The sequence below is a fragment of the Pseudomonas sp. ArH3a genome (genome assembly GCF_022648765.1).
In the GTDB taxonomy this organism is placed as follows: domain Bacteria; phylum Pseudomonadota; class Gammaproteobacteria; order Pseudomonadales; family Pseudomonadaceae; genus Aquipseudomonas.
The window spans coordinates 3747047-3771135 of record NZ_CP080330.1 but is presented as its reverse complement, the minus strand read 5'-3'; the positions used below and the strand labels follow the sequence as shown (position 1 = coordinate 3771135).

The 24089-nt window shown below is 58.9% G+C and carries 30 protein-coding genes and 2 tRNA genes; all 32 read left to right on the top strand.

Annotation, left to right across the window (positions count from 1 at the left end; translation table 11 throughout):
• Positions 1–51: 51 nt before the first annotated feature.
• The 32 genes from K0P33_RS17110 (at position 52) to K0P33_RS16955 (ending at position 24058) form a co-directional block, all read left to right on the top strand.
• Positions 52–127 (top strand) — tRNA-Thr (locus K0P33_RS17110).
• Between the two features lie 3 nt (positions 128–130).
• Positions 131–205 (top strand) — tRNA-Asn (locus tag K0P33_RS17105).
• Between the two features lie 256 nt (positions 206–461).
• Positions 462–1298 (top strand): DUF1983 domain-containing protein, encoded by an 837-nt coding sequence (locus tag K0P33_RS17100; RefSeq protein WP_242149842.1) that lies wholly within the window; start codon positions 462–464, stop codon positions 1296–1298.
• A 36-nt stretch (positions 1299–1334) separates the two neighbouring features.
• Positions 1335–1661, top strand: a complete 327-nt coding sequence (locus K0P33_RS17095; RefSeq protein WP_242149839.1) for a phage holin, lambda family — start codon at positions 1335–1337, stop codon at positions 1659–1661.
• A complete protein-coding gene (locus tag K0P33_RS17090; RefSeq protein WP_242149836.1) occupies positions 1658–2044 on the top strand; it encodes a hypothetical protein in 387 nt (128 codons plus the stop codon). Before K0P33_RS17095 ends, K0P33_RS17090 begins: the two co-directional genes overlap by 4 nt.
• Positions 2031–2192, top strand: coding sequence for a hypothetical protein (locus K0P33_RS17085; protein ID WP_242156160.1), 162 nt, complete (start codon positions 2031–2033; stop codon positions 2190–2192). The genes K0P33_RS17090 and K0P33_RS17085 overlap by 14 nt, the downstream gene beginning before the upstream one ends.
• Positions 2193–2241: 49 nt before the next feature.
• On the top strand, positions 2242–2451 hold the full coding sequence (locus K0P33_RS17080) for a hypothetical protein (protein ID WP_153000344.1): 210 nt from the start codon (positions 2242–2244) through the stop codon (positions 2449–2451).
• Positions 2448–2663, top strand: a complete 216-nt coding sequence (locus K0P33_RS17075) for a hypothetical protein (RefSeq protein ID WP_242149832.1) — start codon at positions 2448–2450, stop codon at positions 2661–2663. The genes K0P33_RS17080 and K0P33_RS17075 overlap by 4 nt, the downstream gene beginning before the upstream one ends.
• Positions 2660–2851: a hypothetical protein gene (locus K0P33_RS17070; RefSeq protein ID WP_242149829.1), complete on the top strand. Its 192-nt coding sequence runs from the start codon at positions 2660–2662 to the stop codon at positions 2849–2851. Before K0P33_RS17075 ends, K0P33_RS17070 begins: the two co-directional genes overlap by 4 nt.
• Positions 2848–3279 (top strand): proteasome subunit beta, encoded by a 432-nt coding sequence (locus tag K0P33_RS17065; RefSeq protein ID WP_242149826.1) that lies wholly within the window; start codon positions 2848–2850, stop codon positions 3277–3279. Before K0P33_RS17070 ends, K0P33_RS17065 begins: the two co-directional genes overlap by 4 nt.
• Before the next feature lie 8 nt (positions 3280–3287).
• A complete protein-coding gene (locus tag K0P33_RS17060) occupies positions 3288–3905 on the top strand; it encodes a hypothetical protein (protein WP_242149824.1) in 618 nt (205 codons plus the stop codon).
• Position 3906: 1 nt separating this feature from the next.
• Positions 3907–5397 (top strand): terminase, encoded by a 1491-nt coding sequence (locus K0P33_RS17055; RefSeq protein WP_242149821.1) that lies wholly within the window; start codon positions 3907–3909, stop codon positions 5395–5397.
• Positions 5397–6779: a DUF4055 domain-containing protein gene (locus K0P33_RS17050; RefSeq protein ID WP_242149818.1), complete on the top strand. Its 1383-nt coding sequence runs from the start codon at positions 5397–5399 to the stop codon at positions 6777–6779. The genes K0P33_RS17055 and K0P33_RS17050 overlap by 1 nt, the downstream gene beginning before the upstream one ends.
• Before the next feature lie 3 nt (positions 6780–6782).
• The gene (locus tag K0P33_RS17045; protein WP_242149815.1) at positions 6783–7841 is read left to right on the top strand and encodes a phage minor head protein; all 1059 of its coding nucleotides are present in this window, start codon (positions 6783–6785) and stop codon (positions 7839–7841) included.
• Between the two features lie 14 nt (positions 7842–7855).
• Positions 7856–8086, top strand: a complete 231-nt coding sequence (locus tag K0P33_RS17040; RefSeq protein ID WP_242149812.1) for a hypothetical protein — start codon at positions 7856–7858, stop codon at positions 8084–8086.
• 120 nt (positions 8087–8206) lie between these two features.
• A complete protein-coding gene (locus tag K0P33_RS17035; protein ID WP_242149810.1) occupies positions 8207–8944 on the top strand; it encodes a hypothetical protein in 738 nt (245 codons plus the stop codon).
• Between the two features lie 3 nt (positions 8945–8947).
• On the top strand, positions 8948–9925 hold the full coding sequence (locus K0P33_RS17030; protein ID WP_242149807.1) for a phage coat protein: 978 nt from the start codon (positions 8948–8950) through the stop codon (positions 9923–9925).
• Positions 9926–9975: 50 nt separating this feature from the next.
• Positions 9976–10284 carry a HeH/LEM domain-containing protein gene (locus tag K0P33_RS17025; RefSeq protein WP_242149804.1) on the top strand — a complete coding sequence of 103 codons (309 nt, stop codon included), beginning with the start codon at positions 9976–9978 and terminating at the stop codon, positions 10282–10284.
• Positions 10285–10294: 10 nt separating this feature from the next.
• On the top strand, positions 10295–10672 hold the full coding sequence (locus K0P33_RS17020; RefSeq protein ID WP_242149802.1) for a hypothetical protein: 378 nt from the start codon (positions 10295–10297) through the stop codon (positions 10670–10672).
• Between the two features lie 2 nt (positions 10673–10674).
• Positions 10675–11040, top strand: a complete 366-nt coding sequence (locus K0P33_RS17015; RefSeq protein WP_242149799.1) for a glutamate 5-kinase — start codon at positions 10675–10677, stop codon at positions 11038–11040.
• Positions 11041–11042: 2 nt separating this feature from the next.
• A complete protein-coding gene (locus K0P33_RS17010) occupies positions 11043–11423 on the top strand; it encodes an HK97 gp10 family phage protein (protein WP_242149797.1) in 381 nt (126 codons plus the stop codon).
• Positions 11420–11815, top strand: a complete 396-nt coding sequence (locus K0P33_RS17005) for a phage tail terminator-like protein (RefSeq protein ID WP_242149794.1) — start codon at positions 11420–11422, stop codon at positions 11813–11815. The genes K0P33_RS17010 and K0P33_RS17005 overlap by 4 nt, the downstream gene beginning before the upstream one ends.
• A 60-nt stretch (positions 11816–11875) precedes the next feature.
• Positions 11876–12805: a phage tail tube protein gene (locus K0P33_RS17000; RefSeq protein ID WP_242149791.1), complete on the top strand. Its 930-nt coding sequence runs from the start codon at positions 11876–11878 to the stop codon at positions 12803–12805.
• A 48-nt stretch (positions 12806–12853) separates the two neighbouring features.
• Positions 12854–13369: a hypothetical protein gene (locus tag K0P33_RS16995; protein ID WP_242149788.1), complete on the top strand. Its 516-nt coding sequence runs from the start codon at positions 12854–12856 to the stop codon at positions 13367–13369.
• Between the two features lie 95 nt (positions 13370–13464).
• Positions 13465–13617, top strand: coding sequence for a hypothetical protein (locus K0P33_RS16990; RefSeq protein ID WP_242149785.1), 153 nt, complete (start codon positions 13465–13467; stop codon positions 13615–13617).
• A gap of 185 nt (positions 13618–13802) precedes the next feature.
• Positions 13803–14201 carry a hypothetical protein gene (locus K0P33_RS16985; RefSeq protein ID WP_242149782.1) on the top strand — a complete coding sequence of 133 codons (399 nt, stop codon included), beginning with the start codon at positions 13803–13805 and terminating at the stop codon, positions 14199–14201.
• Positions 14202–14267: 66 nt separating this feature from the next.
• Positions 14268–17981 (top strand): phage tail tape measure protein, encoded by a 3714-nt coding sequence (locus K0P33_RS16980; RefSeq protein ID WP_242149779.1) that lies wholly within the window; start codon positions 14268–14270, stop codon positions 17979–17981.
• Complete coding sequence (locus K0P33_RS16975; RefSeq protein ID WP_242149776.1) at positions 17981–18319, top strand: phage tail protein; 339 nt, start codon at positions 17981–17983, stop codon at positions 18317–18319. The genes K0P33_RS16980 and K0P33_RS16975 overlap by 1 nt, the downstream gene beginning before the upstream one ends.
• A gap of 7 nt (positions 18320–18326) precedes the next feature.
• Positions 18327–19076: a phage minor tail protein L gene (locus tag K0P33_RS16970; protein WP_242149772.1), complete on the top strand. Its 750-nt coding sequence runs from the start codon at positions 18327–18329 to the stop codon at positions 19074–19076.
• Positions 19077–19078: 2 nt separating this feature from the next.
• Positions 19079–19834 carry a C40 family peptidase gene (locus K0P33_RS16965; RefSeq protein ID WP_242149769.1) on the top strand — a complete coding sequence of 252 codons (756 nt, stop codon included), beginning with the start codon at positions 19079–19081 and terminating at the stop codon, positions 19832–19834.
• Entirely contained in the window at positions 19831–20415 is a 585-nt protein-coding gene (locus K0P33_RS16960) for a tail assembly protein (protein WP_242149766.1), read from the top strand. Before K0P33_RS16965 ends, K0P33_RS16960 begins: the two co-directional genes overlap by 4 nt.
• A 58-nt stretch (positions 20416–20473) precedes the next feature.
• Positions 20474–24058: a DUF1983 domain-containing protein gene (locus K0P33_RS16955; protein WP_242149763.1), complete on the top strand. Its 3585-nt coding sequence runs from the start codon at positions 20474–20476 to the stop codon at positions 24056–24058.
• Positions 24059–24089 lie beyond the last annotated feature (31 nt).

Sequence of the window (24089 nt, the reverse complement as noted above, 5' to 3'; positions counted from 1 at the left end):
AGAGACAAACAAACCCGGCCACTGCGCCGGGTTTTTTATTGCCTGAATCCAGCCGTCATAGCTCCAGCGGTAGAGCAGTCGCCTTGTAAGCGAATGGCCCGGGGTTCGAATCCTCGTGGCGGCACCATATTGGTGAGTAGCACAGCGGTAGTGCAATCGGCTGTTAACCGATCGGTCAGTGGTTCGATCCCACTCTCACCAGCCAGTAACACCTGTAGCCAGGACAGCCTTCGGGAAGGCCTGGACGTCGATAGCCGGACAGTGCGACGTACGGAGATAACACCGGCAGCCCGCGCACTCTGACCTCACTGTGCTTCCAGGGTGGCGCGAGACAGGAAAGGCGAGATCGATGCATTGGGGCGTCGACGCTGGGATGGTCTTTGGCTGACTGCGGGAAAGACCGCGCACCTATTCAGGGCCTCAGCATTCGCTGGGGCTTTTCTCGTTATGAGGCACGGAAAATGTCCCGCACGATCCAATCCAGCAATTACGTGCCGGGCGTTTCCGGCCTGAAGATCGACCTGAAGACGGGCGAGTTCGAACTGAACTCCTGCGCCCTCGGCAGCGCGGCTAAATCGCCAGAGCGCCAGATGGTGTCGGTTGAAGTGGCCAGCTGGAGCAAGTGGGACTTGCCCAAGAATGCCGAAAACCTGCTCCAGTTCATGCAGGCAGAGCTTGAGCGGGTGCCGGAGCAGTATCGTCACGCCGCCGAGTTCGAAGAGTTCGATGCGAGCTACGGCGATGAATCGTTCAATGCTCGCCTGTTCCTGAGCTACTCGCGTCTTGAGACCGAGGAAGAGCTGGCTGATCGGCTTGCGAAAGCGAAGGTGGCCGGCACACGGGTCAGCATCAAGAATGGTCTTTTGACTATCAGCCATGATGGTGTTGTGCGGTGCAAGATCGGCAATCTGGACCAGCCAGAGCCGGAGCAGCCTCAGCCCTTCAAGGTTGATGGCGACCGCGTCTTCATCAGCGAGGCCACGATTAAGGACGGCATCATCAAGTCGCCATTGTTGGCTGCATGGGGCGTGCGGATGCAGCTCGGCGAGAATGGCAAGTACTACGCCGCGGGCGTCGGCTTGTCATCACAGATCCTGGTGTCGGCTGATCGCTTCGCCATCAACGGACGCGGCGCATCAGACATCCTCCGCGACATTGCCGACATGATCAGCGAGACCAAGCTTGGTCAGGGTCTGAAAGAGGAGGTTGACCTGCTGGGTTCGAACCTCGCTGACCAGGTCAAGGCATTGATCCGCAAGGAGCTCATGCCGGGCGGCCTGCTTCACCGCTCCCGCTAATTCATTACTTCACTCCCTAACCGGGAGGATACCGAGATGAACCCGATGCCTGAGAAAAACCCCGACTTCTGGGCCCAGGTCTGGCTGGTCCTCTCGAACCCACTGTGGCAGGGCGCAATCATGGCCTTCACGATCACGCTGTTGCGCGTGCTGTACGACGCCAAAGAGCCGAACTACTGGCGAACCTTGTTCGAAGCGCTGCTGTGCGGGGCATTGAGCCTATCGGCCAGCAGCATCATCGAGTGGATGGAATGGCCCCCAAGCCTATCCGTTGCTGCTGGTGGTGCCATCGGCTTTATCGGCGTGACAGCGATCCGTGACCTGATCATCAGGTTCCTGGGTAGAAAGGCGGACGCAGCATGAAGGCGATAGCAGCGGGGATCATCATTGCCCTGGTTGGCCTTTTGCTCGTCGGCATCCAGCAGCTGCGGGTCGAGGATCTGCGAGACGAAAAGCTGGTCGAGACCCGCGCCAAGGAGGAGGCCGTGAAGGCCAACACCGAGAGCCAAGCCACGATCACCACCCTGCGCGCCGAAGCCCAGCGCAACGCCGATTACCAGAAAGACCTGAGCAAGCGGTTACAGGCCAGTCAGGCCAAAGCCAGAAAGGCGGAGAAGAACTTTGAAGAACTCAAACGCAACAGCAAACCTGTTCGTGATTGGGCTGCTCAGCCTCTGCCTGACGGCCTGCGCGGCAAAGCCGGTGGTGGTGACAAAGACCCAGGCCGTAAGGATGGAAGCCCCTGAGCTGATCCCATGCGAGCGGGTAGACCAAGACGACGCCGACCTTCGCCTGAATGGTGATGTGTGGGAGTTGAAGGACAAGGCCATCAAGTTGCTGGATACCTGCGCTGACCAGGTGGACGCCCAGATCGTCCGCAGCCAGAGCAAGTAATCCGCGCCACGTTTTCGAATGCGCCAAATCGTGGCGCGAGACAGGTCACATGAAAGTAATCGTAACCAAGCTCCTGGGGTCGGCTGAAGTCGAGTTCCTGCGTGAGGGTGTGGTCGTTCATCGCGAGCGGTTCACCGGCAAAGTCACCTCCGAGTACCGCCGCACCATTGCGTTCAATGAGTCGTTCGACGACCACCGCTGCCGGTTTGTGACGGCCATGCCTGCTGACCGGGCGTTCCAGTATGAGGTTTCGCCATGAGCATCAAGAAACAGCTGATTCACTTCAATGACATCCGGCTCACCTTGTCTGCGGATGACCTGAAGGCTGCACTGATCGCCAAGTATGGTGATGCTGCTGCCGAAGTACTGGTCGATGACGTGACCCTCCAGAATGCTACCTACTCCACTTACTACCCCAATGACGGCGTGGAGTTCACCTTTGCTCAGCCGCTGGAAGGGCACAACACGTGAGCAACGTCACCCGCCTGCGGCACGCGCTGCCAATGAGCTCGGACATCAACGCTGCGGTAAGCGCGCTCGACAAGGCTATCGCCGCAGCAGTTGACGCATCCAAGGAAGCCGGACTGCCTCAAGGCCTGATCGTGAGCCTGCTCCACGGTCACGCACACGCACAGACACACGAGATGGTGATCGAATGACGACCATTGCCTACAAAGACGGCGTGATCGCCTATGACGGTCGTCAGACCCGCAACGATCGCATCGTTTCCGACAGCGCCCCGAAGTGCCAGGTGGTAGACGGGGTCAGCTTCTTCCTGTGTGGTTCGGTATGCGACGAAAAGACTTTGATAGCTGCCTACTTCGGCACTACCTCGCCAGTCCCCGTCGAGTGCTCGGGCTACGTCGTCGATGCTGGAAAGCTGATGATGGTCGGACATGAGGACAACACAGGCATCTGGAAGCAGGAGCTTGAGCTGTCAAACCCGGACGCCATTGGCAGCGGGTCAGCGTATGCCCTTGCTGCCATGGATATGGGTGCAAGCGCAGAAGACGCAGTGCGCGCCGCCATGAAGCGCGACATCTACACCGGCGGCACGATCCGCACAATGGCCATCAAGCAAGACTAAGGATTCCCATGACAACCAAGCAACCCGACTGGGAGCGCATCGAACAGCTCTTCCGGGCTGGTCTGCTCTCGGTTCGTGAGATCGCCGCAGCCTGTGGCGTTTCACACACTGCAATCAACAAGCGGTCGAAGGCGGAAGGCTGGGATCGCGACCTGAACGCGAAGATCAAGGCCAAGGCTGATTCACTGGTTTCCAAACGTGAGGTTTCCACAAAGGTTTCCACGGAAACACTGGCAACCGAGCGTGGAATCGTAGAGGCCAATGCCGAGGTCATTGCTGACATCCGGATGGCCCACCGTACTGACATTGGCCGTTCCCGACGATTGGCCAACAAGCTGCTGGACGAACTGGAATCGCTTACCGATGAGCAGGGCACCATCAAGGAGTTGATTGCTCAGCTCAAGGATGGCGACAGCGACGACGGTGAAGCGATGTCCGATGTACTCGCCCTGGCACAGAAGATGGGAGCATTGCCGTCTCGCACCAAGACCATGAAGGAGTTGGCAGAGACATTGAAGACACTGGTCCTCTTGGAGCGCCAAGCCTACGACCTCGACACCAAATCTGGCGGCAATGACGCCGACGAGCTATCCAAACTGATGGACGATCTATCGAAGGACGCCTGATATGAAGCCCGAGCACTTGAAGCTGCTCCGGAACAAATACTGGCGTCTGAACCACCTGTACTTCGTGACAAATGAGGACGGCAAACAGGTCCGGTTCCGCATGCGCCCAGAACAGGTTGAGTATTTCTCGGGGCTGCACACGCGAAACCTCATCCTCAAAGCTCGCCAGATTGGTTTCACGACCGCGCAGTGCATTATCCAGCTTGATGCTGCCCTCTTTGAGGCTGCCAAGTGCGCTCTGATCGCTCACACCCTTCCTGACGCTCACAGGCTGTTTAGGGAGAAAGTTAAATACGCCTACGACAACCTGCCCGCCGAGATACGCGCGGCCAACCCAGCACGCAATGACGCTGCCGGGGAGTTGGTGTTCAGTAAGGGTGGCTCGCTCTATGTCTCGACCTCATTCCGGGGCGGAACGCTGCGTTACCTGCACGTTTCCGAGTTCGGGAAGATCTGCGCCAAGGCACCATACAAGGCAAGGGAGATCGTAACGGGTGCATTCGAGGCGGTGGCTGCAGACTGCTTTATCACCATTGAGTCGACCGCTGAAGGTCGCGCGGGCTACTTCTTCGACTATTCGCAGAGTGCCGAGAAGCAAGCGCTGTCAGGCACGCCCTTGGGCAAGCTGGACTGGAAGTTCTTTTTTTTCACCTGGTGGACTGCGCCTAAATACTGGCTTGATCCTGCTGAAGCGGTCATCCCGCAGCGCCTAACCGATTACTTCAGCGAACTGTTCGCCAAGCACGGAATCGTCACCAACGACGGCCAGCGCGCATGGTACGCCGCCAAGGAGAAGACCCTCGGCGACGACATGAAGCGGGAATACCCGTCAATCCCGGCCGAAGCCTTCCATCAATCGATTGAGGGCGCGTACTACTCCCAGCAGTTCACCAAGCTTTACGCGGCAGGGAGAATCGGCAAGCTTCCGGGCAACTCGCACCTGCCGGTAATGACCATCTGGGACATCGGCGTCGGCGACTCCACGGCCATCTGGTTCGTGCGTCAGGTCGGCACCGAATACCACGTCATCGACTACTACGAGAACAGCGGCGAAGGCCTGCGGCATTACATGAAGGTGCTCAAGGACAAGGGTTACACCTATTCCGAGCACTGGGGGCCGCACGACATCGAAAACCGCGAGTTCGGTAGCGATGCCAAGAGTCGCAAGGACATTGCCAAAGAGGGCTACGAGATCGACGGCGTGAAATACAGCCTGAAGTTCCAGGTTGTACCAAAAACTGGCATAGACACGGGCATTGAGGCAGTTCGGGAGATCCTGCCGAGCTGCGTGTTCGACGAAGCCAAGTGCGACGAAGGCATCAGCCACCTTGAGGGCTACCGCAAGGAGTGGGACGACAAGCGCGGCTGCTGGAAAGACAAGCCCTTGCACGACAATACGTCGCACGGCGCCGACGCATTTAGATATTTCGCTGTCGCCATGTCGCGACGTATACGCACAGGCGGAACACGCCGTATTGGAGGATTGGCCTGATGCCAGTGCAATCGACAAACCCCGACTACGACGCGCACATCGTCGAGTGGGAAATGATGGACGACGCGCTCGAGGGTGAGTGCGCCATCAAACGTAAAGATCGGAACCTGCCAAAGCCCAGCGGCATGGTGGAGGCTGAAAAGCTCGACGCCGCCGGCAACAAGTACCTGTACCAGAACTACACCGACCGGGCACAGTACGAGCACTGGGTGCGCGACTCCCTGCGCTCGATGATGGGCCTGGTATCCCGGCTGATTCCTGAAATCGCACTGCCTTCCGGCCTCAAGGCGCTTGAAAACAACGCCACCTCTGACGGTTTCGGACTTAAGCAGCTGTTCTTCCGAATGGTTCGCCAGGCCATTTCCCACGGACGTGTTCCGCTGGTCGTAAACATCGATGATGCTGGCGAGCCGTATTTCTCGACATACGCCACAAGGAACGCGATCAACTGGGACGTTGCCGACCAAAGCGGGCGGCAGGATCTGGTTCTTGCTGTGTTCCGCGAATTCCGCAAGAAGGGTGGCGACCGCTACAGCCATGATACCGAGACAGTGTTCCGTGAGTTCTTCATGCGGGGCGATGTTTGTTACACCTCGGTTCGCGATGAGGGTGGACAGCTTGTCGAGGATGAGCGGCCGCTTGGCACCACGGGCGCTGATAACCGCCTGGTCAAGGGCCTCTCCTACATCCCGGTGATCTATTGCGGATCTACCGACAACTCGCCAGAAGTGGACGAAGTGCCGCTGCTGACGATGGCCCGCGCTGCTCTGAAGTCGTACCAATTGAGCGCTGACTACTTCACCTCACTGCACCAGACTAGCCACCCGCAGCCGTGGGTCTCCGGCCTGGATGAAGCTGTGGAACTCAGCGTCACCGGGCCATCTGCGGCATGGGATCTGGGTCGAGACGGAAAATGCGGCTACCTGGAGTTCCAAGGCGCAGGCATTGAAGCTGTACGCACAGCCATGGAAGACCAGAAGGGCGCCGCTCTTGAGGCAGGCGCCAAGGTTATGGATGTTGGCGGCACAGAGTCAGGGGAAGCCCGCAAAACCCGCCAGAACGATCAGCACGCGACCCTGCATAGCATTGTTGTGACCGTTGCCGAGGCAATGGAGCAGGCAATTCGTTATGCCGCCGAGTGGAAGGGTTACGACCCAAAGCAAGTGAAGTTCGCGGTCAAGCCTGAATTCATCACTCCGGCGGTAGATGCCCAGGTGCTTACAGAGCTACAGAAGGCTGTCATGGCTGGAACCGTGAGCGCTGACACTTATTGGATGTATCTCACGACTGGCAAGCTTCCAGAGCGAGCCTATGACGAAGAGGTCAAGGTGATGACCATTGAAGGGTTGTCCGACCGGCGAGGCGTGGGTCTGGAGGAATAACCAATGGGCAGCGATCAGATCAGCGACACGATCCGCAATGCGGTCCTGCTCGAAAGCCTCAAGTCCAGCGAGGTCGAGAAGTTCGCGCCATTCCTCAGGCGGATCGACCAGTCACTACGGGAGCAGCTTGGGAGGGGTGAGCTGACCGACTTCAAGCGCGCCCGACTGGACGAAATGCTAAAGCAGGTTGACGAGGCCCTGGCCGACATTCTGGTCGAGTACACCGATCAGATGCAGCTGGATCTAATGGATGTCGCCACCTGGCAGGCTGGCGCAGAGGCGGCGGTTATTGCTGCTGCGCTGCCCAGCCATACGGCGACCATTCCAGCGCTCTCCACGCTCAAGACGGCGGCATTCAAGTCTCCTTTGGGCGTGAAGGGCGCGGACGGCGGCAAGCTGCTAGCCCCATTCATCGAGGACTGGAGCAAGTCCGAGCGGTCGCGGGTCACTGGTGCTATTCGGCAGGGCTGGTTCGAGGGCAGGACCAACGTCGAGATCATGCGCACGCTGCGCGGCACCAAGGAAATGAAGTACGCCGACGGCCTGCTGGCGATCACCGCCCGCAACGCCGATGCCGTCACACGCACCGCCGTGCAGCACGTTGCCAGCCAGGCACGCAATCAGTTCGCCAAGCAGAACAGCGACATCCTGAAGGGCGTGAAGATCGTTGCCACGCTGGATGGCCGCACTACCGCGTATTGCCGAGCAGCTGACGGCACCGAGTACGCGCTGGATGAAGGGCCGCGTCCTCCGTTCCACGTCCGCTGCCGGACCAGCTTCATTTTGCTGCTCAAGGATGCGCCGTCACTGGGCGCGCTGGCAGACAGGTCAAGCATGAACGGACAGGTCAAGGCTGATACCACCTATTACGAGTGGATCAAAACACAGCCGGCATCGTTTCAGAATGCAGTCATTGGTAAGTCCAGGGCTAAGCTATTCCGCGACGGCGGCATGACGCCCGAACAGTTCTCGGATCTGCAGATCGGCAACAACTTCAAGCCGAGAACGCTGGATCAGCTTCGGCAGATGGTGCCAGAGGCGTTCGACCGAGCCGGCCTATAACCGGAGGGAAAGAAATGGACAACCAGCACAAGAAAATCACCGGCTACCGCGACCTGAGCCAGTCCGAGATCGACGGCATGAACTCGATCAAGGCGCTCGAAGCTGATGCCGGCGAACTGTTCAAGCAGATCGGCCAGATTGAAGGTGTCGATCCTCGACTGCTCGCCCTGGCCAAGACCAACTTGCAGCAGGGCTTCATGTGGTTTGTGCGCTCGATCGCCAAACCGTCCGACCCGTTCGCCTGACCTATACGCGCCACGAAACGCGAACGCGCAAAACGTAGCGCGCAAATCAATACGCCTCGCATCTGCGGGGCTTTTTTATGCTCGCAAAGCGGGCCGATCATACCCAAGGGGTAAATCACTGTGGCAGAAGAAAACCAGATTGATCTTGAAGACCCGGCAGTAAAAACCGCCATTGCCGCCGCTGTTGATGCGGCGACTACAGGTCTGAAGAGCAAGAACAGCGAGCTGCTCGGCAAGCTGAGCACCACAAGGGGTGAGTTGGACGGCTTCAAGACTCAGTTCGAAGGTCTCGACATCGATGCGGTGAAGGGCCTGCTGAACAAGGTGGGCCAGGACGAAGAAACCAAGCTGATCGCTGAAGGCAAGCTCGACGAGGTGATCAACCGCCGCACCGAGCGCCTGCGTGGCGACTACGACAAGCAGCTTGCTGCCCAGAAGGATCGAGCTGACAAGGCTGAGGCCTTCGCTGCCAAGTACAGCGACAAAGTGCTGGCCGACTCCATCCGCGCCGCCGCTATCAAGGCCGGCGCGCTCCCCGAGGCCGCCGAGGACATCATCCTGCGCGCACGGGGCACCTTCAAGCTTAGCGAAGACGGCGAAGCGATTGCCACTGACCGGGACGGCGAAGTCGTTTACGGGAAGGACGGCAAGACCCCGCTGTCACCGTTCGAATGGGCGGAATCGCTGCGCGAAACAGCAACACACCTCTGGCCAAGGGCTCAGGGTGCCGGTCCGACCGGCGACAACGGTGGCAAGGCCACGAAAAAGTGGGGCGAATACACGGAAACCGAGCGCGCTGCGATCGCCCGTGACAACCCAGATCTCTTCAAGAAAATCCAGGCCACCAAAGGAACCTAATCCATGGCAACTACCCAACTGACCGACATCTTCGTCGGCGACTACTACGCCTCCCTGGCGCCGGTTAACAGCCCGGAAAAAACATCCGTCTACGAGTCGGGGATTGTTACCCGCTCGCCTGTGCTGGATGCCATCGCCTCCGGCAGCCAAGGCACCGCCGAGATCAGCTACTGGCAGGATCTGGACGCTGATGAAGCGCCAAACGTCAGCAACGACGATCCGAACGACCAGGGCGAAGTCGGCAAAGTCACCCAGGACAGCATGCGCGCGCGCGTTCTGTACCTCAACAAGGGTTACGGCGTCACCGACCTGACTGCCGAGCTGGCTAATACCGAGCCTCAGCAGCAGATCCGCAACCGCTTCGGCACCTACTGGACCCGCCAGTGGCAGCGTTACCTGCTGGGCGCGTCTCGCGGCATCATCGCCTCTAACATCGCGAACAACGCGGGCGACATGGTTGTTGATGCTGGTGCGACCATCAGCGCTACTGCGTTCCAGGATGCGGCCTTCACTGCCGGCGACGCGGCTGACCAGTTCGGCGCCATCGGTGTTCACTCGGTCGTAATGAACCAGATGGTCAAGCAGGATCTCATCGAGTACCTGCGCGACTCCGACGGCAAGATCATCCTGGCTACCTACCTGGGCAAGCCTGTGTTCATGGACGACGGCCTGACCTACGGCGCCGGTCGCTACCTGTCGGTGTTCTTCGGCCAAGGCGCGTTCGGCTACGGCGAAGGCAATCCGAAAATGCCGGTCGAGCTGGAGCGCAAGCCAGGCGGCGGCAACGGCGGCGGCGCTGAGGTGCTGTGGGAGCGTAAAACCTACATCCTGCAGCCGGCTGGTTTCAGCTGGAAAGGCTCCGAGGCGCAAAACCTCAGCCCTACTGCAACCCAGTACGCGAACGCAGCCAACTGGGAGCGCGTCTTCGACCGTAAACAGGTTCCGTTCGCAGCTGTGATCAGCGGCACTGTAACCCCGTAATCCACCATCGACGGGGCGCCTTAGCGCGCCCTGTCGGCACGGAGAAAGACATGAAGGTTATTTATTCAGACGCTCCAGGCAATGAGGCGGGGGTTTGCTATCGCCGGCTGGATGAGTTCTTCGGTGTGATCAGCTCGGCAAAGGAAGTGGTGGTGGATGGCGATAAGCCAAACATCATCGAGGCCTACAAGCGCGCTGGCATTGCTGTTTCTGGCGGCGCTGACAAACGATCCGATGTCGAAACTGACCCTTTGAAAATGAAGGTAGACGGGCTTAAAGCCTGGTTGACCGGAAAGGGTATCGACTTCCAGGCTGACGCCAAGAAAGACGAGCTGCTGGCCCTGGTGCCGAAGGAATAAGGATAAGCACATGACCGATTACATCACCGTTGCCGACGTTGACACCCTGCTAGGTCCTGGCTGGGCCGGCACCGGTGATCCGGTCCTTGCTGTGACCATGGCCAATGCCTGGCTCACGGCCAAGATTAAGCGCCCTGTTGCCGACCCGACACCTGAAGCCATAAAGCTGGCCGGCGCGCAGGTGGCGAAAGAGGCGGCGATGGGCAATTTGTACAAGGCCACCCAGAAGGAAGTGCTGAGCAAGACTGTTTCCGCAACTTCGGGCACGTCCGTGAGCAAAACCTACGCGCAAGGATCGACCGACTTGTCTGCCGGCGAGAACTTCGCGCTGGCCTTGCTCGAGCCGTGGACAAAGCGGTCGGGCGTCATGATGCTGAAAAGGATCTGACCATGGGCATGCGCGATGAGATTCAGGCCGAACTGGCCGAGGCCTTCGACGACGATCTTGCCGATGCGGTGAGCCAGATCGTCGGCAGCTACACCGGACCCGGCGTCTTTGACCCGGTCACCGAAGAAGACACGGCCGAAACGATCACCTACACAGGTCGAGGCGTTATCACCGGCTTCAAGGTCGAGCGCATTGACGGAATCAACATCAAGGTGGGTGACGCCAAGTGCGTCATCCTCAGCAATGAGATAGGTGCTGTGCCGGACGTAGGCCACGCCATCAGCGCCGGCACTGAAAACTATCTGGTCCACCTAGTAGCGCCAGATCCAACGGGCGCGACGTATCAGCTTCACCTGCGGAGGGCTTGAGCATGGCCAGAGGCTGGAGTGTTCCGCCGAGCCTGTTTGCCGGGGTTGTTGAGCAGGACCTGTCTAAGAAAGTCAGGACTATTGCGATCCAGTGCCTGAACGAGGTGGTGATGCGGTCGCCTGTCGATACCGGCAGGTTTCGAGCAAACAACCAGCTATCGATTGGTAGTCCGATCTACACCTCGCGAGAGGAGTTCGACAAGAATGGTGGAGCGACAATCCTGGAAGGTGTAGCAAAGCTGTCTGGTCTGGAGCCTTACACAGTCGTGTTCATACAGAATTCACTTCCGTATGCGGAGAAGCTCGAAAACGGCCACTCCAAACAGGCGCCTGCCGGCATGTTCGGCGCGGCCTTCAACAGCGTGGCGAGGGCCAACCAATGACCTTCGAGCAGATCCGCAATATCGTCACCGCGCGCATGACGCAATGGACGGGCATTCCAGCCGCCAAAGTCGACTACCCGAACAATAAGCTATTCGATTCGGCCGGAAAGGCTATCTGGGCAAGGCTTGCCGACGTGCCAGGCCTGTCCTCTACGCCAGAAGTAGGCCTGTCGCCATGCGTGCAGCGCACCGGGATCATCATCATTCAACTATTCGTGCCGAGCTACAAAGGCACGCTGGCCATTACCCGGGCCGCTGACACGCTGGTGCAGCACTTCGAGTTTTTCAGCGAGAGCGGCTTCGACTGCTTCGCGGCCTCGGCCGCAACCCTTGGCGATGACGGCAACGGCTGGTATCAGATCAACGTGCAGATCCCCTACAGGGCGTATTAGCCCCGAAAACCCAGCCGCTCCCGAGCGGTTTTTTTACGCCTATTGATAGGAGAAACACCCATGTCGTCAGGAGCAAAGGTCGCTACGGCCTATGTTGAAGAAGTAACCCAGGGCGTCACACCCGCCACTGGCTGGAAAGAGCTGATCCGCACATCGTTCGGTATCGGCCCGACCCAGAACACCGCAGAAAACAACGAAATTGGCTCGACTCGAATGAGCCAGGGCACCACGCCGACAACCGTTGATGTCGCCGGCGCGATCGGCATGAAGTGGCGCTACGGCGGCGCAGTCGATGACTTCCTGGAATCGTGCTTCGGCGCTCGCTGGACGGCTGACTCGCTGACCATGGGCAATCAGCGCATCAGCTACTCGATCGCATCCTACGCAAGCGATGTAACCATTGCTTCGGTGGCTCGCGGCGCGCAAGTGGCCTCGATGGCCTTCACCTTCGGCACCGACAACGATGTCACCATTGACACCACGTTCTCGGCGACCGACTGGGAAGACAAGGCCGATGGCACGAACTTCTTCGCCACGCCAACTCCCGAGCCAACCGGACCGCGCTTCAACTTCAAGAACTTCACCGCGCTGACCCTGGACGGCGTAGCGGCTTCGGCTGCCAACGGCACCTGCATTAGCGCAATGTCGCTGACCTTCGATAATGCCGTCCAGACTCAGCGCTGCCTGGGCTCGGGTGACGCCTACGCCGGTAGCATCATCCCGACAACCTTCAGCGCCTCCGGCAGCGTCACTGTGGCCTGGTCTGCCGCGTCCTACGCCCTGTACCGCAAGCAGCGTACCGGCGAGTCGGTGGCGATGAGCTTCACGCTAGCGAACGAGGATGGCGCCTACACGGTGACACTGCCAGAGATGGAAGCGGTCGGCAGCTGGCCGGATGGCGGCGCTACCGACATCATCGAGGTCGAGCTGGCAGTTTCTGCCCGCCGCATCCCGCCAACGATCACGCGCGTACCGCCTGTTACGCCTTAACCATCAATCATGCCGAGGCCTTAAAAGGCCTCGTTGCTGGGGCACAGAATGACATTTATTTTGAAGAAGAAAGACCCGCTTGATGTCGTGTCCACGCGCTGGATCGAGCCGGCGCTAGGCCTGCGCTTGCAGATCGGATCGTCAGCGCGCCCGGGTTACACCAGCGACTTTCGCCAGATTCAACGGCACCTTGAATTTGCCTCGCGCCAGATGGGCGTGGGTACTGAAGAGTTCGACATCCTCAAGAAGTCATCAGTTGAAATTCCAGATCCTGACATCCTTTTCGTTGAACTGGCGTGCAAGCATCTGATCCTCGACTGGGAAGGCGTTGCCGAGGCAGAAGATCCAAGCACTCCTGCGCCGTACACTCCAGCGCGCGGCGTGGTCCTGATTGAGCAGATGCCCGAGGTTTACTTCCTCGTCCTGAATGCTGCCAACGATATCGCCCTGCGTCACAAGGAGCAGGTGGCCGACACAGTGGAAAAGCCCTTGCCGCCTACCGCTGGGCAGCCGAGTGGGCGGGCCCGGAAAACGAGCGCAAAAGAGAAGTCCACGAAAAGCTAGGGGTTTTTGTTCCTGATCCTCCGGAGCTGGACGGTGCGACTACTGACCTGCTTGAGGCCTACTACGTCATCAGTCGTGGCAGGCAGTATGTAGGTATGAATGGCGTTCCAGCCCCGCTCTCTGTTCGCGACTTGAGCGACTACCTGGCGGCCTACGGCGAGCGATATTCCCGCGACGAGTTTGATGCGGTGATATTTGCCATCGATGACGAATTCCGGGAGAGATGGGCTGAAAAGAACAAGCCGTAGCGCTGCGGCTTCTTAACAGTTAATCAGCGCTGAGTGAAAACAATTCCATACCTATCTCCTTGGCTTGTCGTGGGTTGGTATCTAATCATGGAATGAAGGGATAGCGATAAGGCACGCCCGCACCGGTTTTTTTTGGCGGCCCCATCGGTTGATGGTAGATTGACGGTATCTATCAGGGAGGTGCTATGCAGATTCTAATCGTCATTTTGCTCGCCATCATTGCGATAGCCGTTGCGCCATGGCTTGTTGGGATTGTCACAGTAGGCGCCATAGCCTATAGCGCGCTTCTTGTTGCCATCATTGCTGCCGCTGTGCTGGCCATCGTTATTTATGCCGGGTATTTCTTTTTAGTGGTTTGTCCGCGCCGAGATAAACTGGAGGCGAAGATAAGAAGTGATCGAGACGCTAAAATGCGGTCTCAAGACGCGCAGCTCGCAGCTCAAAAACGATCAGAGCAGGAAATTATTGACGCCAGGGCGCGCGCCACTGCGAAAGCCAAAGCGAGTGAGGATTTAATTCAGGCAGAGGTTGACGAGCAAATACGCGAGGCCGAGATCCGCAAGGCCCTTAAAGTCAGAAGCTGAAGCCAAATAATTTAAGAAATCATGAGCCCGCCTCCGAGCGGGTTTTTTATTGCCTGGAGAAAAGTCATGGCTCAGCAATCCAGCCGCTTAGATATCATCATCGATTCGCGGCAGGCTCAGCGGAATGGCGAGCAGCTTCGCATTACCCTCAATAACCTTGTGGTGGTCGGCGATCAGGCATCCGACTCGATGAGGGGTGCAGGTACGGCAGCCAAGGCGGCTGGCGCAGCATTCGCAGCCCTTGGAGCGGGCCGAGTGGTTGGTGAGATCATCCGCCTGACTGATGCCTTCAAGTCCATGCAGGGCTCTCTGGCTCTCGTTAGCTCATCAAATTCGGTAGCGGCTGATTCGTTTCAGAAGCTTCTGACGATGGCGAACAACACCGGCAGCTCTCTTGAATCCACCGTGTCGCTGTATACCCGGCTTGCCAACGCAACCAAGGGCGCCGGCTACACCACCGAGCAACTGTTGGGAGTTACCGATGCCATCAACAAGGCGTTCGTTATCTCCGGCGCAACCATGCAGGAGGCTTCAAACGCCGCGATCCAGCTGTCTCAAGGCCTGGCATCGGGCACGCTGCGCGGCGAGGAACTGAACTCTGTTATGGAGCAGGGGCCACGTATCACTCGCGCCCTTTCTGAGTACTTGGGCGTTACCAACGGCCAGATTCGCCAGATGGCCGCCAATGGCCAGATCACGGCCGAGGTAGTCACCAATGCCCTGCTCAAGTCGCTGACATCATTGAACTCGGAGCTTGAGCGCATGCCGCGCCGGTTTGAGAAGGCATCGACGGCGCTGAAAAACAACTTCCTCGCGGCCGTCGGCCAGATCGATATCAGCCCGCTGATCAGTACGGTCGATGCGCTGGCCAATTCGCTGGCAGACCCAAAGGTAATTTCTGGCATACAGACAATCGCCACGGGTATTGGCGGTATCGTTTCCGTAGGTGGTGACGGCCTCAAAGCAGTCGCGACAAATGTCGATGCTCTGATGGCTATCACTGGGGCGTACGCAACAAGCGTCGGGGTTAAGCTAGTCAGCGCTCTCGCATTATCTACCGGGGCGCGGCTATCTGATTATGCTGCATCTATTCGTCAGGTTGAGACAGCTAGGCTAGCCGCAGTAGCTGATACTCAAGCGGCTCAAATTGTGACGCGCCGCGCCCTTGCTGAACAGCAAATGACAGGGGCCAAGCTAGCACGGGCAAACGTCGAGTTGCTGGCGACTAGAGGAACCAATGCTGAGACATTCGCGCTAGAGGCGCAGATCGCCGCATTAAGCGCTAACAGGGTAGCAACACTGGCAGTGACCGAGGCGAAAGCGGCGCAGACTGTCGTAGAAAACAATCTCTCGGCAGCGCTGACGCGAGGGGCTGCTGCTCGCGGCGTCGCTATGGCAGCAGTTGGCGGACCGCTTGGCCTGTTCACTCTTGCTCTGTCAGCTGCCGCTGCCGCCTACATTTATTTCAAGGATTCCGCAGACTCAGGCACTCAGTCGCTGATCGATCAAGGCCTGACGATTGATGAGACGATTGAAAAGTTCAGAAATCTGGCTGCTGAACAGAAGAGGTACATGGCCTCGCAATGGATGGATTCCCAGCGCGATTCCGCCGGCGCGGCTGATCAGGCCCTTAAGGATTACTTCAACGGGGCGATTGCTGGGTTCATCCAGCTCGGAGCCACGACGAAGGGAACTTCTTCTGAGTTCAAAAAGCTTTTCGAAGAGGTCAAGAGTGGACAGCGGAGCTTGGACTCTCTGACTGAGTGGACGCTAACAAACACCGAGCTTGCACCACGCTACACGAAGGAGCTTGAGCGGCAAGGGTCTGAGTATGTGTCAAATAGCAAAAAGGCCGACGACTACGCGAAGCTGCTTGAGCGGAGCAAGAATGCATCAGATGGGGTGTCCTCGGCCTCAAAATCCATGGCTGCGTCCCAAGCAGCCGCAAGTGACAAGCAAGCCGCGGGTGCTGCCGCCTGGGACAAGTACATTGAGCAGCTGACCAAGACCCGCGACCTGGTTGGCGCAAACGCTGCTGCAGAGGCGGCATACACCGCCATCAAGATGGGTGCCAACGCTGCGCAGCAGGCTCAAGCAAAAGCCATCGCCGAGCAGACTGACCTGCTCAACAAGTATCAAGACGCGGTCAAGGAGAACAACAAGGCTGAGCAGGAGCGCCTAAAGGCTCTGCTGGTGGCGAGCTACACCGCTATGCAGGCCGTAGAAGATCTCGCAGCAGCCAAGAAAAAGGCTGATGCAGAAACGGCGAAATCTGCCGAGGACAGCTCGAAGCGTCAGATCACAGCTATAGAGAAGGTCGCGGCGGCCTCCTATGCATCACTGCTGACCAAGCCAGTTGCAAAGCAGAGCCTTGGTGGTTATGGGCTGCTGACCAATGGAGGTACTGCGCCAGTTGTTCCGCGCAAAACTCCGCAGCAGTTGGCTGATGAGGCGGCAGCACAAGTTATAGCAGGCACCACGCCAAACAAGCCGACCAAAACACCAAAAGGCCCGAGCGATAAAGGCGAGCTTAACGCCGCGATGAGCGCATTCGATGCTCTCTACAAAAAGGCAGACCCGGCAGCTCAGGCTGTTCGAGATCTGACCGAGGCTCAGCAAAAGCTTCAGCTTGCGCTTTCCAAGGGGAAGATCACGCAGGAGCAATACGGTGCAGCGCTGGGCCAAGCGTCCAAAGATTACGCCGCAGCCATCGCAAAAAGTGGCGAGCTAAGCCAGGCCGAGCAGTATCGACTTCAGGTAATGAAGCAGCTTCAGAGCCAGCAGGACGCAGCCAATCAAGCAGCAGCTGCTATTGGTCAGGGTTCGGAAGAGGCACAAAGAGCTTCGGATCGGCTGAAACTGGAGAGCGATCACAACGACCGAATACTCGATCTGCGCACCAAGCTTGCCAGAGCATCAACTGACCAACAGCGCAAGGATCTGCAGGACCAGATCGATATCACCAATGAACTGTTCCCGCGTCAGGTCGAAATCATGGTGAATGGCTGGGCCAAAGTGGACAAGGCTCGGGCAGATTGGTCGAACGGAGCGAGATCAGCATTTCAGAACTATGCCGAGCAAGCTGCTGACGTGGCGGGCCAGAGCAAATCGCTTTTCACAAACGCCTTCAGCAACATGGAGGACTCGATCGTAAACTTTGTGAAGACCGGCAAGCTTTCGTTCAAGGATCTGGCTGACGGCATCATTGCTGATCTGATCCGCATCCAGGTACGTCAGGCGGCGGTTGGCATCTTCAGCACGCTGCTCAGCAGTTTCGCTGGTGCTGGTGCATCTGCTGCAGGCAATGGCCTTGCCGCCGGTTCCGCAGGCGCTGCCTCGTCGAGCCTCGGTGCGTCTGCTGCAGGGTACACCTCGAAGTTCGGATTCTCCGACGGCGGCTATACCGGTGATGGCGGTAAGTTCGAGCCGAAGGGCGTAGTGCACGGCGGCGAATTCGTTGTCAAAAAGGAGGCGGTCAGCCAGCCTGGCACTCGCGAATTCCTTGAGCGGATGAACGCATCCACAAAGGGGTATGCCAGCGGCGGCTACGTTGGTAGCGGTAGCGGATCTTCGGGCCCCAGCGGCGGGAACATCTACAACTTCCCTATCAGTGTACAGGTTGATGCATCTGGCGCTGCCGGGGGCAATGCCAGCCAACAAGACTCTGAGCAGATCGGGCGAGGGATTCAGGAAGCCGCCAAGACTGAAGCTCAAAAGGCGATCACGAACGCGCTCAGGCCTGGCGGCTCAATTCACCGGGTTATCAATGGGAGGGCGTAATGGCTATCGAGACATTTGCATGGTGCGTTAACTCGCAGTCATCCGGCTCTACCAGCTACGCCACTCGTTCAAGCAAGTTCGCTGATGGGTACGAGCAAGTAACGGCAGACGGACTTAACAATGTGTCTAGCGAGTGGAGCATTTCCATTAATGGAAACAGTGTAAAGATCGAGGCCGTGAAGGCGTTTCTTGATCTTCACGCTGGCGCCAAGTCATTCCTATGGACGCCCCCTCTTGGCGTCCTCGGGATGTACTTGGGGAGCGGCGTAAACGTTAGTGGCGGCGGCGGCGACTACTACACCCTCACTGCCAAGTTCAAACAATCATTCCATCCGTGAGGTGCCTGTGGCGCTGATTAAAGACATTCAGACATTGCAGCCTGGCAGCGAGATAATCCTGTTCGAGCTGGACGGCTCGGATTACGGTGCGGACGTGCTGCGCTTTCATGGCCATGCCGTCCCGCATACGGCGGAAGAGCTTATGGCCGCAGGCGTTAACGCAGATCAGCTGCCAGCGAAAGCAATTTGGTTTCAGGGCAATGAATACGGGGCCTGGCCAATGCAAATCGACGGCATTGAGTCGAATTCAGATGGTACGGCAGTTCGACCATCGCTATCTGTTGGCAACGTCAACGGGCGCATAACGGCGCTTTGTCTTGCTTTCGACGACCTGCTCGAGTTCAAGCTTACGATGCGCAACACGCTGGGCGCCTATCTCGATGCCGAGAACTTCCCGGACGGAAACCCAACTGCAGATCCGACCCAAGAGACAATCGAGGTCTGGTACATCGACCAGAAGACGGGCGAGGACGGCAAGACCGTGAGCTGGGAGTTGGCCAGCCCTGGCGACGTTGGTGGTGAAACGATCGGTCGGCAGATGACGACGCTGTGCCACTGGTGCCTCACTGGTGGTTACAGAGGAGAAAACTGTGGCTATACCGGCCCTTACCGCGACAAAGACGGCAACCTCACGGATAACCCTGAACTCGACGAGTGCGACGGCACGCTTGGCAAGGGATGCGACCCGCGCTTCGGCGTAGGCAATCCCGCATCCTTCGGTGGATTTCCTGCTGTTTCACTTATTGCCCGGAGCTAAGCATGCGCAAACACATCATTGCAGCCATCCAGGCGCATGCAGAGCAGTGCTATCCGGCCGAGTGCTGCGGCCTGTTGCTGGCCGTGGGCCGGGCGCAGAAATACTTCCCGTGCCGGAACATCGCCACCGAGCCAAACGAAGAGTTCCGGCTTGAGCCTGAGGACTACGCTGCGGCGGAAGACGTGGGCGAGGTGATCGGCATCGTGCACTCGCACCCGGACGCCACCAGCCGCCCGTCATCGCGCGACCTCGCCATGTGTGAGGCCACGGCTTTGCCTTGGCACATCATGTCCTGGCCCGAAGGCGACCTTCGCACCATCACGCCGACCGGTAGCACGCCGCTGCTCAAGCGACCATTCGTGCACGGCGCCTGGGACTGCTGGCAGGTCTGCGCCGATTGGTATCAGCGCGAGTGGGGACTTGAGTTCGAAGCCTTCCAGCGCGCCGATGGCTGGTGGGAGAGTCCGGAGAGTGCAAGCCTGTATGAGGCGAACTACGCTGCCGCCGGATTCGAGCAGGTCGACAGCCCGCGGCGAGGCGACATGATCGTGATGGAGGTAGGCCGCACGGCTCACCCCAACCATGCCGGTATCTACCTGGGCACTGACCCGGCACTGCCTGGCGAGGACTCCGGCGTGTTCGGCCCGGGCCCCTTCGTGCTACATCACTTGTATGGCCGGCCGTCGGAGGTGATCGTCTACGGCGGTCCGTGGCTGCAACGCACCCGCTTAATTCTTCGACACAAGGAGGCCCGATGAGCGCCATCGTTTATTCGCCAATGACCACCATCAAGCTGTCGGGATCACTGGCCCAGAAGTTCGGCAGGCTGCACCGGCGCCAGGTTGACTCTGGCGATACCTGGGAAGTTTTCCGGGCGTTGAAGGCCACGATTGACGGATTCGAAGCCGAGATCCGCCGTCTTGATCGCCTGGGCCTTCGCTTCGCCATCTTCCGCAACCGTAAAAACGTCGGGGCGGAAGCGTTTGGCATGGGCGGTACCAAGGAGATCAGGATTGTTCCGGTCATAGAGGGGCGCAAGCGCGGGGGGCTGATACAGTCAATTATCGGCGCCGTACTTATTGTCGCTGGCACATATTTCGGTCAGGCCTGGGCCGTTCAGCTCGGTGTAGGTCTCCTGGCGGGCGGCGTGATCCAGATGCTCAGCCCGCAGGCGTCCGGCCTCAAGCAGAGCGCATCGCCGGAAAACATGCCGAGCTATGCATTCGGTAGCGCAAAGAACACCACGGCCAGCGGCAACCCTGTCCCTATCTGCATCGGCGAGCGCAGGTGGGGTGGGGCGATTATCTCGGCATCGATCTACGCCGAAGACAAAACATAACCATAACGCATCGAGCAAACCGCCCAAGAGGCGGTTTTTTATTGCCTGGAGAAAAGTCATGGGCGCAGCACAGAAGCTGGATATTCACGGTGCCAAGGGTGGCGAGAGCAAGCCAAAATCGCCTGTAGAGTCACCCGATAGCCTGCGCTCCACCAACGTGGCCAAGATCCTGATCGCCGTAGGCGAGGGTGAATTCGACGGGACACCAACCGCGCGCGACATCTACCTCGACAACACGCCGATCCAGGATGCCAGCGGCAATTTCAACTTCACTAACGTCAAGTGGGACTGGCGCCCGGGCTCGGTAGAGCAGACTTACATACCAGGCATTCCGTCTGTCGACAACGAAACCTCACTGAATGTAGAGCTGCGCAGCGGCACGCCGTGGGTTCAGTCGCTGACCAATCTTCAGCTGTCGGCAGCACGCATCCGCCTGGCCACGCCGCGACTTGCGAGCCAGGACAGTGAAGGCAACATCAACGGCTACACCATCCAGTACGCGGTGGACGTGGCGACCGACGGCGGCGCGTATCAGGAGGTGCTGGTCGGGGCAATGTCGGGCAAAACCACCACCCGCTACGAGCGATCCTTGCGCATTGATTTGCCGCCGGCAACCAGTGGCTGGCTGATTCGCGTTCGCCGCATTACACCAAACCAGAATACCGATAGGGTTAATGACAGCCTGTTCATCGCCGGCTACACGCAGGTTATTGATGCCAAGCTGCGCTACCCAAATACCGCGCTTCTATTCGTTGAGTTCGACGCCGAGCAGTTCACCAACATCCCGGCTGTCACCGTGAAGTGCAAGGCGCGCCGCTGGCAGGTGCCGAGCAACTACGACCCGGTGGCCCGCACCTACTCCGGCGCCTGGGACGGCACCATGAAGGAGGCATGGACCAACAACCCGGCATGGGTCACCTACGGCATATGCACCCAGGACCGTTTTGGCCTAGGCCGCCGCATCAAGCCGTGGATGGTGGACAAATGGGAGCTGTACCGCATCGCGCAGTACTGCGACCAGTGGGTGCCGAATGGCGCCGACGGCGTTGAGCCGCGCTTCCTGTGCGACATGAACCTGCAGGGTAAGGCCGACGCTTGGTCCCTGCTGCGCGACATCGCCGGCATTTACCGAGGCATGACGTACTGGGCCCAGGGCCAATTGGTCATGCAGGCCGATATGCCGCGCTCGCAGGACATCGACTACGTCTTCACCCGGTCCAACGTCATCGACGGCAAGATCTCCTACGGCAGTGCGTCGGCCAAGACACGCTTCACGCGCTGCCTCGTCAGCTACGACAACCCACTGAACAACTACGACACCGACGTCACGGTGTATTCCGACCTGCCGCTCCAGCGCCGCCTTGGCGACAAGCCGACCGAAATCAGTGCCATCGGCTGCACCCGGGCATCTGAAGCCCAGCGCCGCGCCAAATGGCTGGTGCTGAGCAATAACCAGGACCGCACCATCAGCTTCAGGACCGGCATGGAAGGCCGTATCCCGCTGCCAGGGTTCATTATCCCCGTGGCCGACTCGCTGCTGGCGGGCCGGGAGATCGGCGGGCGCATTGCCGCGGCGGCGGGAAAGGTAATCACCCTGGACCGCGACACCTTGGCCAAGGCCGGCGACCGGCTGGTTATCAACCTTCCAGGCGGTCGTGCAGAAGGCCGCACAGTCGAAAGCGTGAGCGGTCGCAACATAATCGTGACCGTTGCCTATAGCGAGGCGCCTGCGGCACAGCTTCAGTGGGCAATCGACGCTGACGACCTGGCCATCCCTCTATATAGAGTGATGAGGACTGCACGGACACCAGAAGGCGATTACGACATCAGCGCCTTGCAATACGAGCCTGGCAAGTTCGCCAGCATCGACACTGGCGCGCGCCAGGAAGAACGGCCGATCAGCGTTATCCCGATCACCGTGGTGCCGCCGCCGGCAAGCGTGACCATCACGTCGAGCGTGTCGATCGACCAAGGCCTGGCCATCAGCACTATGAACATCTCGTGGCCCGCTGTTGCTGGCGCGGTCGCCTATGACGTGGAGTGGCGCAAGGACAGCGGCAACTGGATCAAGGTGCAGCGCACCGGCTCCACCAGCGTGGATATTACCGGCATCTACTCGGGCTCCTATCTGGCGCGGGTTCGGTCAGTGAGCGCCTTCGAGATCTCTTCCATCTGGAAAAGCTCCAACCTGACCAACCTCGAAGGCAAAACCGGCCTTCCGCCGGCGGTGGCATACCTGCGCACCACCAGCGAGCTGTTCGGCATCAGCATCAAGTGGGGCTTCCCACCAGGTGCAGAGGACACCCAGCGCACAGAAGTCTGGTATGGGCCTGCGAACGATCTTGGAGCCTCTACCAAGCTGGCCGACCTGTCATACCCGCAGGCCGACTACCGCATGCAGCAGCTACAGGCAGGTGCAACGCTGTTCTTCTGGGCGCGGCTTGTGGACCGCACCGGCAACATCGGGCCGTTCTATCCCGTAGTGGGCGGCGTCATGGGGCAGGCCAGCTCAGAAGCCAGCCCAATCCTTGAACTGCTCACCGGCAAGATCACCAAGACCGAGCTTGGCGAGGATCTGCTCAGCGACATCGAGAAGATCCCCGGCCTGCAGGATCAAATCGACGCGCTTGACGACATCCTGCTGTACGACGCTGCGAAAACCTATGTCGCTGGCGACACCGTGCGCCAGGGCCCGCGGCTTTATCAGGCCATTGCCAGCGTGCCGGCCAACAAGCCACCACCGAACGCTACCTACTGGCTGGACGTGGGGCAGACGGTTGGCTCTGTCGGCGCATTGGCGCAACAGGTCGCACTGAACAAAACCAGCATCGAAACCGTTGACGGTAAGGTTACTGCGCAAGGCTCAACGCTGAATGTGCTGCGCGCAGCTACTCGGGATGACAGTGGTAGCGGTGCGAAGGCAGATGCGTTGAAAGGCTGGGCCAGCACTGCAGCAATTGCTACTCAAGAAAAGGTCATCGCCTCAAACGAAGAAGCATCGGCACAGCGCCTCACAACCGTGGATGCCAAGGTCAACCAAAACGCCGCCAATGTGACGCTTCTGGAAAGCACGGTAGCCAACAACAAGCAGGCTTCAGCCCAGCAAATCAGCCAAGTCAATGCGGAGGTGGCTACAGCTAAAGATGGCGTCGCCACAAACAAGGCTGATATTCAGCAGACGGCATCAGCGCTTGCAAAAACCAATGGTGACCTGGCGACCATTTGGTCGGTGAAGATGGAAACCACGGCGGGCGGGCAGAAATATGGGGCGTCGTTCGGCCTGGGCCTGCAGGTCGATCCATCCGGGGTGTCTTCGCAGTTCGTGGTCAGGGCTGACACATTCATGTTGCTGAACTTGAACAACGGCACTCCTGTGTCGCCGTTCTCGGTATCTGGCGGCCAGACGTTTGTCAGTTCGGCGTTTATCCAAGACGGCACGATCACCAACGCCAAGATCGGCGAGTACATCAGCTCCACCAACTATATCGCCGGTCAGCAGGGGTGGATTCTCAAGAAAGACGGAACGTTCGAAATCAACGGGATTGTCCCCGGTCAAGGGCGATCCATGATGACGAACAGATCGATGCGTTTTTGGGACGTGAACAACGTCAAGCGCGTTCAAATCGGAGATCTGACCGAATGAGTGCAGGCATGAGGGTGTGGGGGGCGAACGG

What these genes read in the sequence shown, in the direction of transcription:
- K0P33_RS17100 (WP_242149842.1), top strand. Translation starts at nt 462, where the DNA reads ATGTCCCGCACGATCCAATCCAGCAATTACGTGCCGGGCGTTTCCGGC.
- K0P33_RS17095 (WP_242149839.1), top strand. Translation starts at nt 1,335, where the DNA reads ATGAACCCGATGCCTGAGAAAAACCCCGACTTCTGGGCCCAGGTCTGG.
- K0P33_RS17090 (WP_242149836.1), top strand. Translation starts at nt 1,658, where the DNA reads ATGAAGGCGATAGCAGCGGGGATCATCATTGCCCTGGTTGGCCTTTTG.
- K0P33_RS17085 (WP_242156160.1), top strand. Translation starts at nt 2,031, where the DNA reads ATGGAAGCCCCTGAGCTGATCCCATGCGAGCGGGTAGACCAAGACGAC.
- K0P33_RS17080 (WP_153000344.1), top strand. Translation starts at nt 2,242, where the DNA reads ATGAAAGTAATCGTAACCAAGCTCCTGGGGTCGGCTGAAGTCGAGTTC.
- K0P33_RS17075 (WP_242149832.1), top strand. Translation starts at nt 2,448, where the DNA reads ATGAGCATCAAGAAACAGCTGATTCACTTCAATGACATCCGGCTCACC.
- K0P33_RS17065 (WP_242149826.1), top strand. Translation starts at nt 2,848, where the DNA reads ATGACGACCATTGCCTACAAAGACGGCGTGATCGCCTATGACGGTCGT.
- K0P33_RS17060 (WP_242149824.1), top strand. Translation starts at nt 3,288, where the DNA reads ATGACAACCAAGCAACCCGACTGGGAGCGCATCGAACAGCTCTTCCGG.
- K0P33_RS17055 (WP_242149821.1), top strand. Translation starts at nt 3,907, where the DNA reads ATGAAGCCCGAGCACTTGAAGCTGCTCCGGAACAAATACTGGCGTCTG.
- K0P33_RS17050 (WP_242149818.1), top strand. Translation starts at nt 5,397, where the DNA reads ATGCCAGTGCAATCGACAAACCCCGACTACGACGCGCACATCGTCGAG.
- K0P33_RS17045 (WP_242149815.1), top strand. Translation starts at nt 6,783, where the DNA reads ATGGGCAGCGATCAGATCAGCGACACGATCCGCAATGCGGTCCTGCTC.
- K0P33_RS17040 (WP_242149812.1), top strand. Translation starts at nt 7,856, where the DNA reads ATGGACAACCAGCACAAGAAAATCACCGGCTACCGCGACCTGAGCCAG.
- K0P33_RS17030 (WP_242149807.1), top strand. Translation starts at nt 8,948, where the DNA reads ATGGCAACTACCCAACTGACCGACATCTTCGTCGGCGACTACTACGCC.
- K0P33_RS17025 (WP_242149804.1), top strand. Translation starts at nt 9,976, where the DNA reads ATGAAGGTTATTTATTCAGACGCTCCAGGCAATGAGGCGGGGGTTTGC.
- K0P33_RS17020 (WP_242149802.1), top strand. Translation starts at nt 10,295, where the DNA reads ATGACCGATTACATCACCGTTGCCGACGTTGACACCCTGCTAGGTCCT.
- K0P33_RS17015 (WP_242149799.1), top strand. Translation starts at nt 10,675, where the DNA reads ATGGGCATGCGCGATGAGATTCAGGCCGAACTGGCCGAGGCCTTCGAC.
- K0P33_RS17010 (WP_242149797.1), top strand. Translation starts at nt 11,043, where the DNA reads ATGGCCAGAGGCTGGAGTGTTCCGCCGAGCCTGTTTGCCGGGGTTGTT.
- K0P33_RS17005 (WP_242149794.1), top strand. Translation starts at nt 11,420, where the DNA reads ATGACCTTCGAGCAGATCCGCAATATCGTCACCGCGCGCATGACGCAA.
- K0P33_RS17000 (WP_242149791.1), top strand. Translation starts at nt 11,876, where the DNA reads ATGTCGTCAGGAGCAAAGGTCGCTACGGCCTATGTTGAAGAAGTAACC.
- K0P33_RS16995 (WP_242149788.1), top strand. Translation starts at nt 12,854, where the DNA reads ATGACATTTATTTTGAAGAAGAAAGACCCGCTTGATGTCGTGTCCACG.
- K0P33_RS16990 (WP_242149785.1), top strand. Translation starts at nt 13,465, where the DNA reads ATGAATGGCGTTCCAGCCCCGCTCTCTGTTCGCGACTTGAGCGACTAC.
- K0P33_RS16985 (WP_242149782.1), top strand. Translation starts at nt 13,803, where the DNA reads ATGCAGATTCTAATCGTCATTTTGCTCGCCATCATTGCGATAGCCGTT.
- K0P33_RS16980 (WP_242149779.1), top strand. Translation starts at nt 14,268, where the DNA reads ATGGCTCAGCAATCCAGCCGCTTAGATATCATCATCGATTCGCGGCAG.
- K0P33_RS16975 (WP_242149776.1), top strand. Translation starts at nt 17,981, where the DNA reads ATGGCTATCGAGACATTTGCATGGTGCGTTAACTCGCAGTCATCCGGC.
- K0P33_RS16965 (WP_242149769.1), top strand. Translation starts at nt 19,079, where the DNA reads ATGCGCAAACACATCATTGCAGCCATCCAGGCGCATGCAGAGCAGTGC.
- K0P33_RS16960 (WP_242149766.1), top strand. Translation starts at nt 19,831, where the DNA reads ATGAGCGCCATCGTTTATTCGCCAATGACCACCATCAAGCTGTCGGGA.
- K0P33_RS16955 (WP_242149763.1), top strand. Translation starts at nt 20,474, where the DNA reads ATGGGCGCAGCACAGAAGCTGGATATTCACGGTGCCAAGGGTGGCGAG.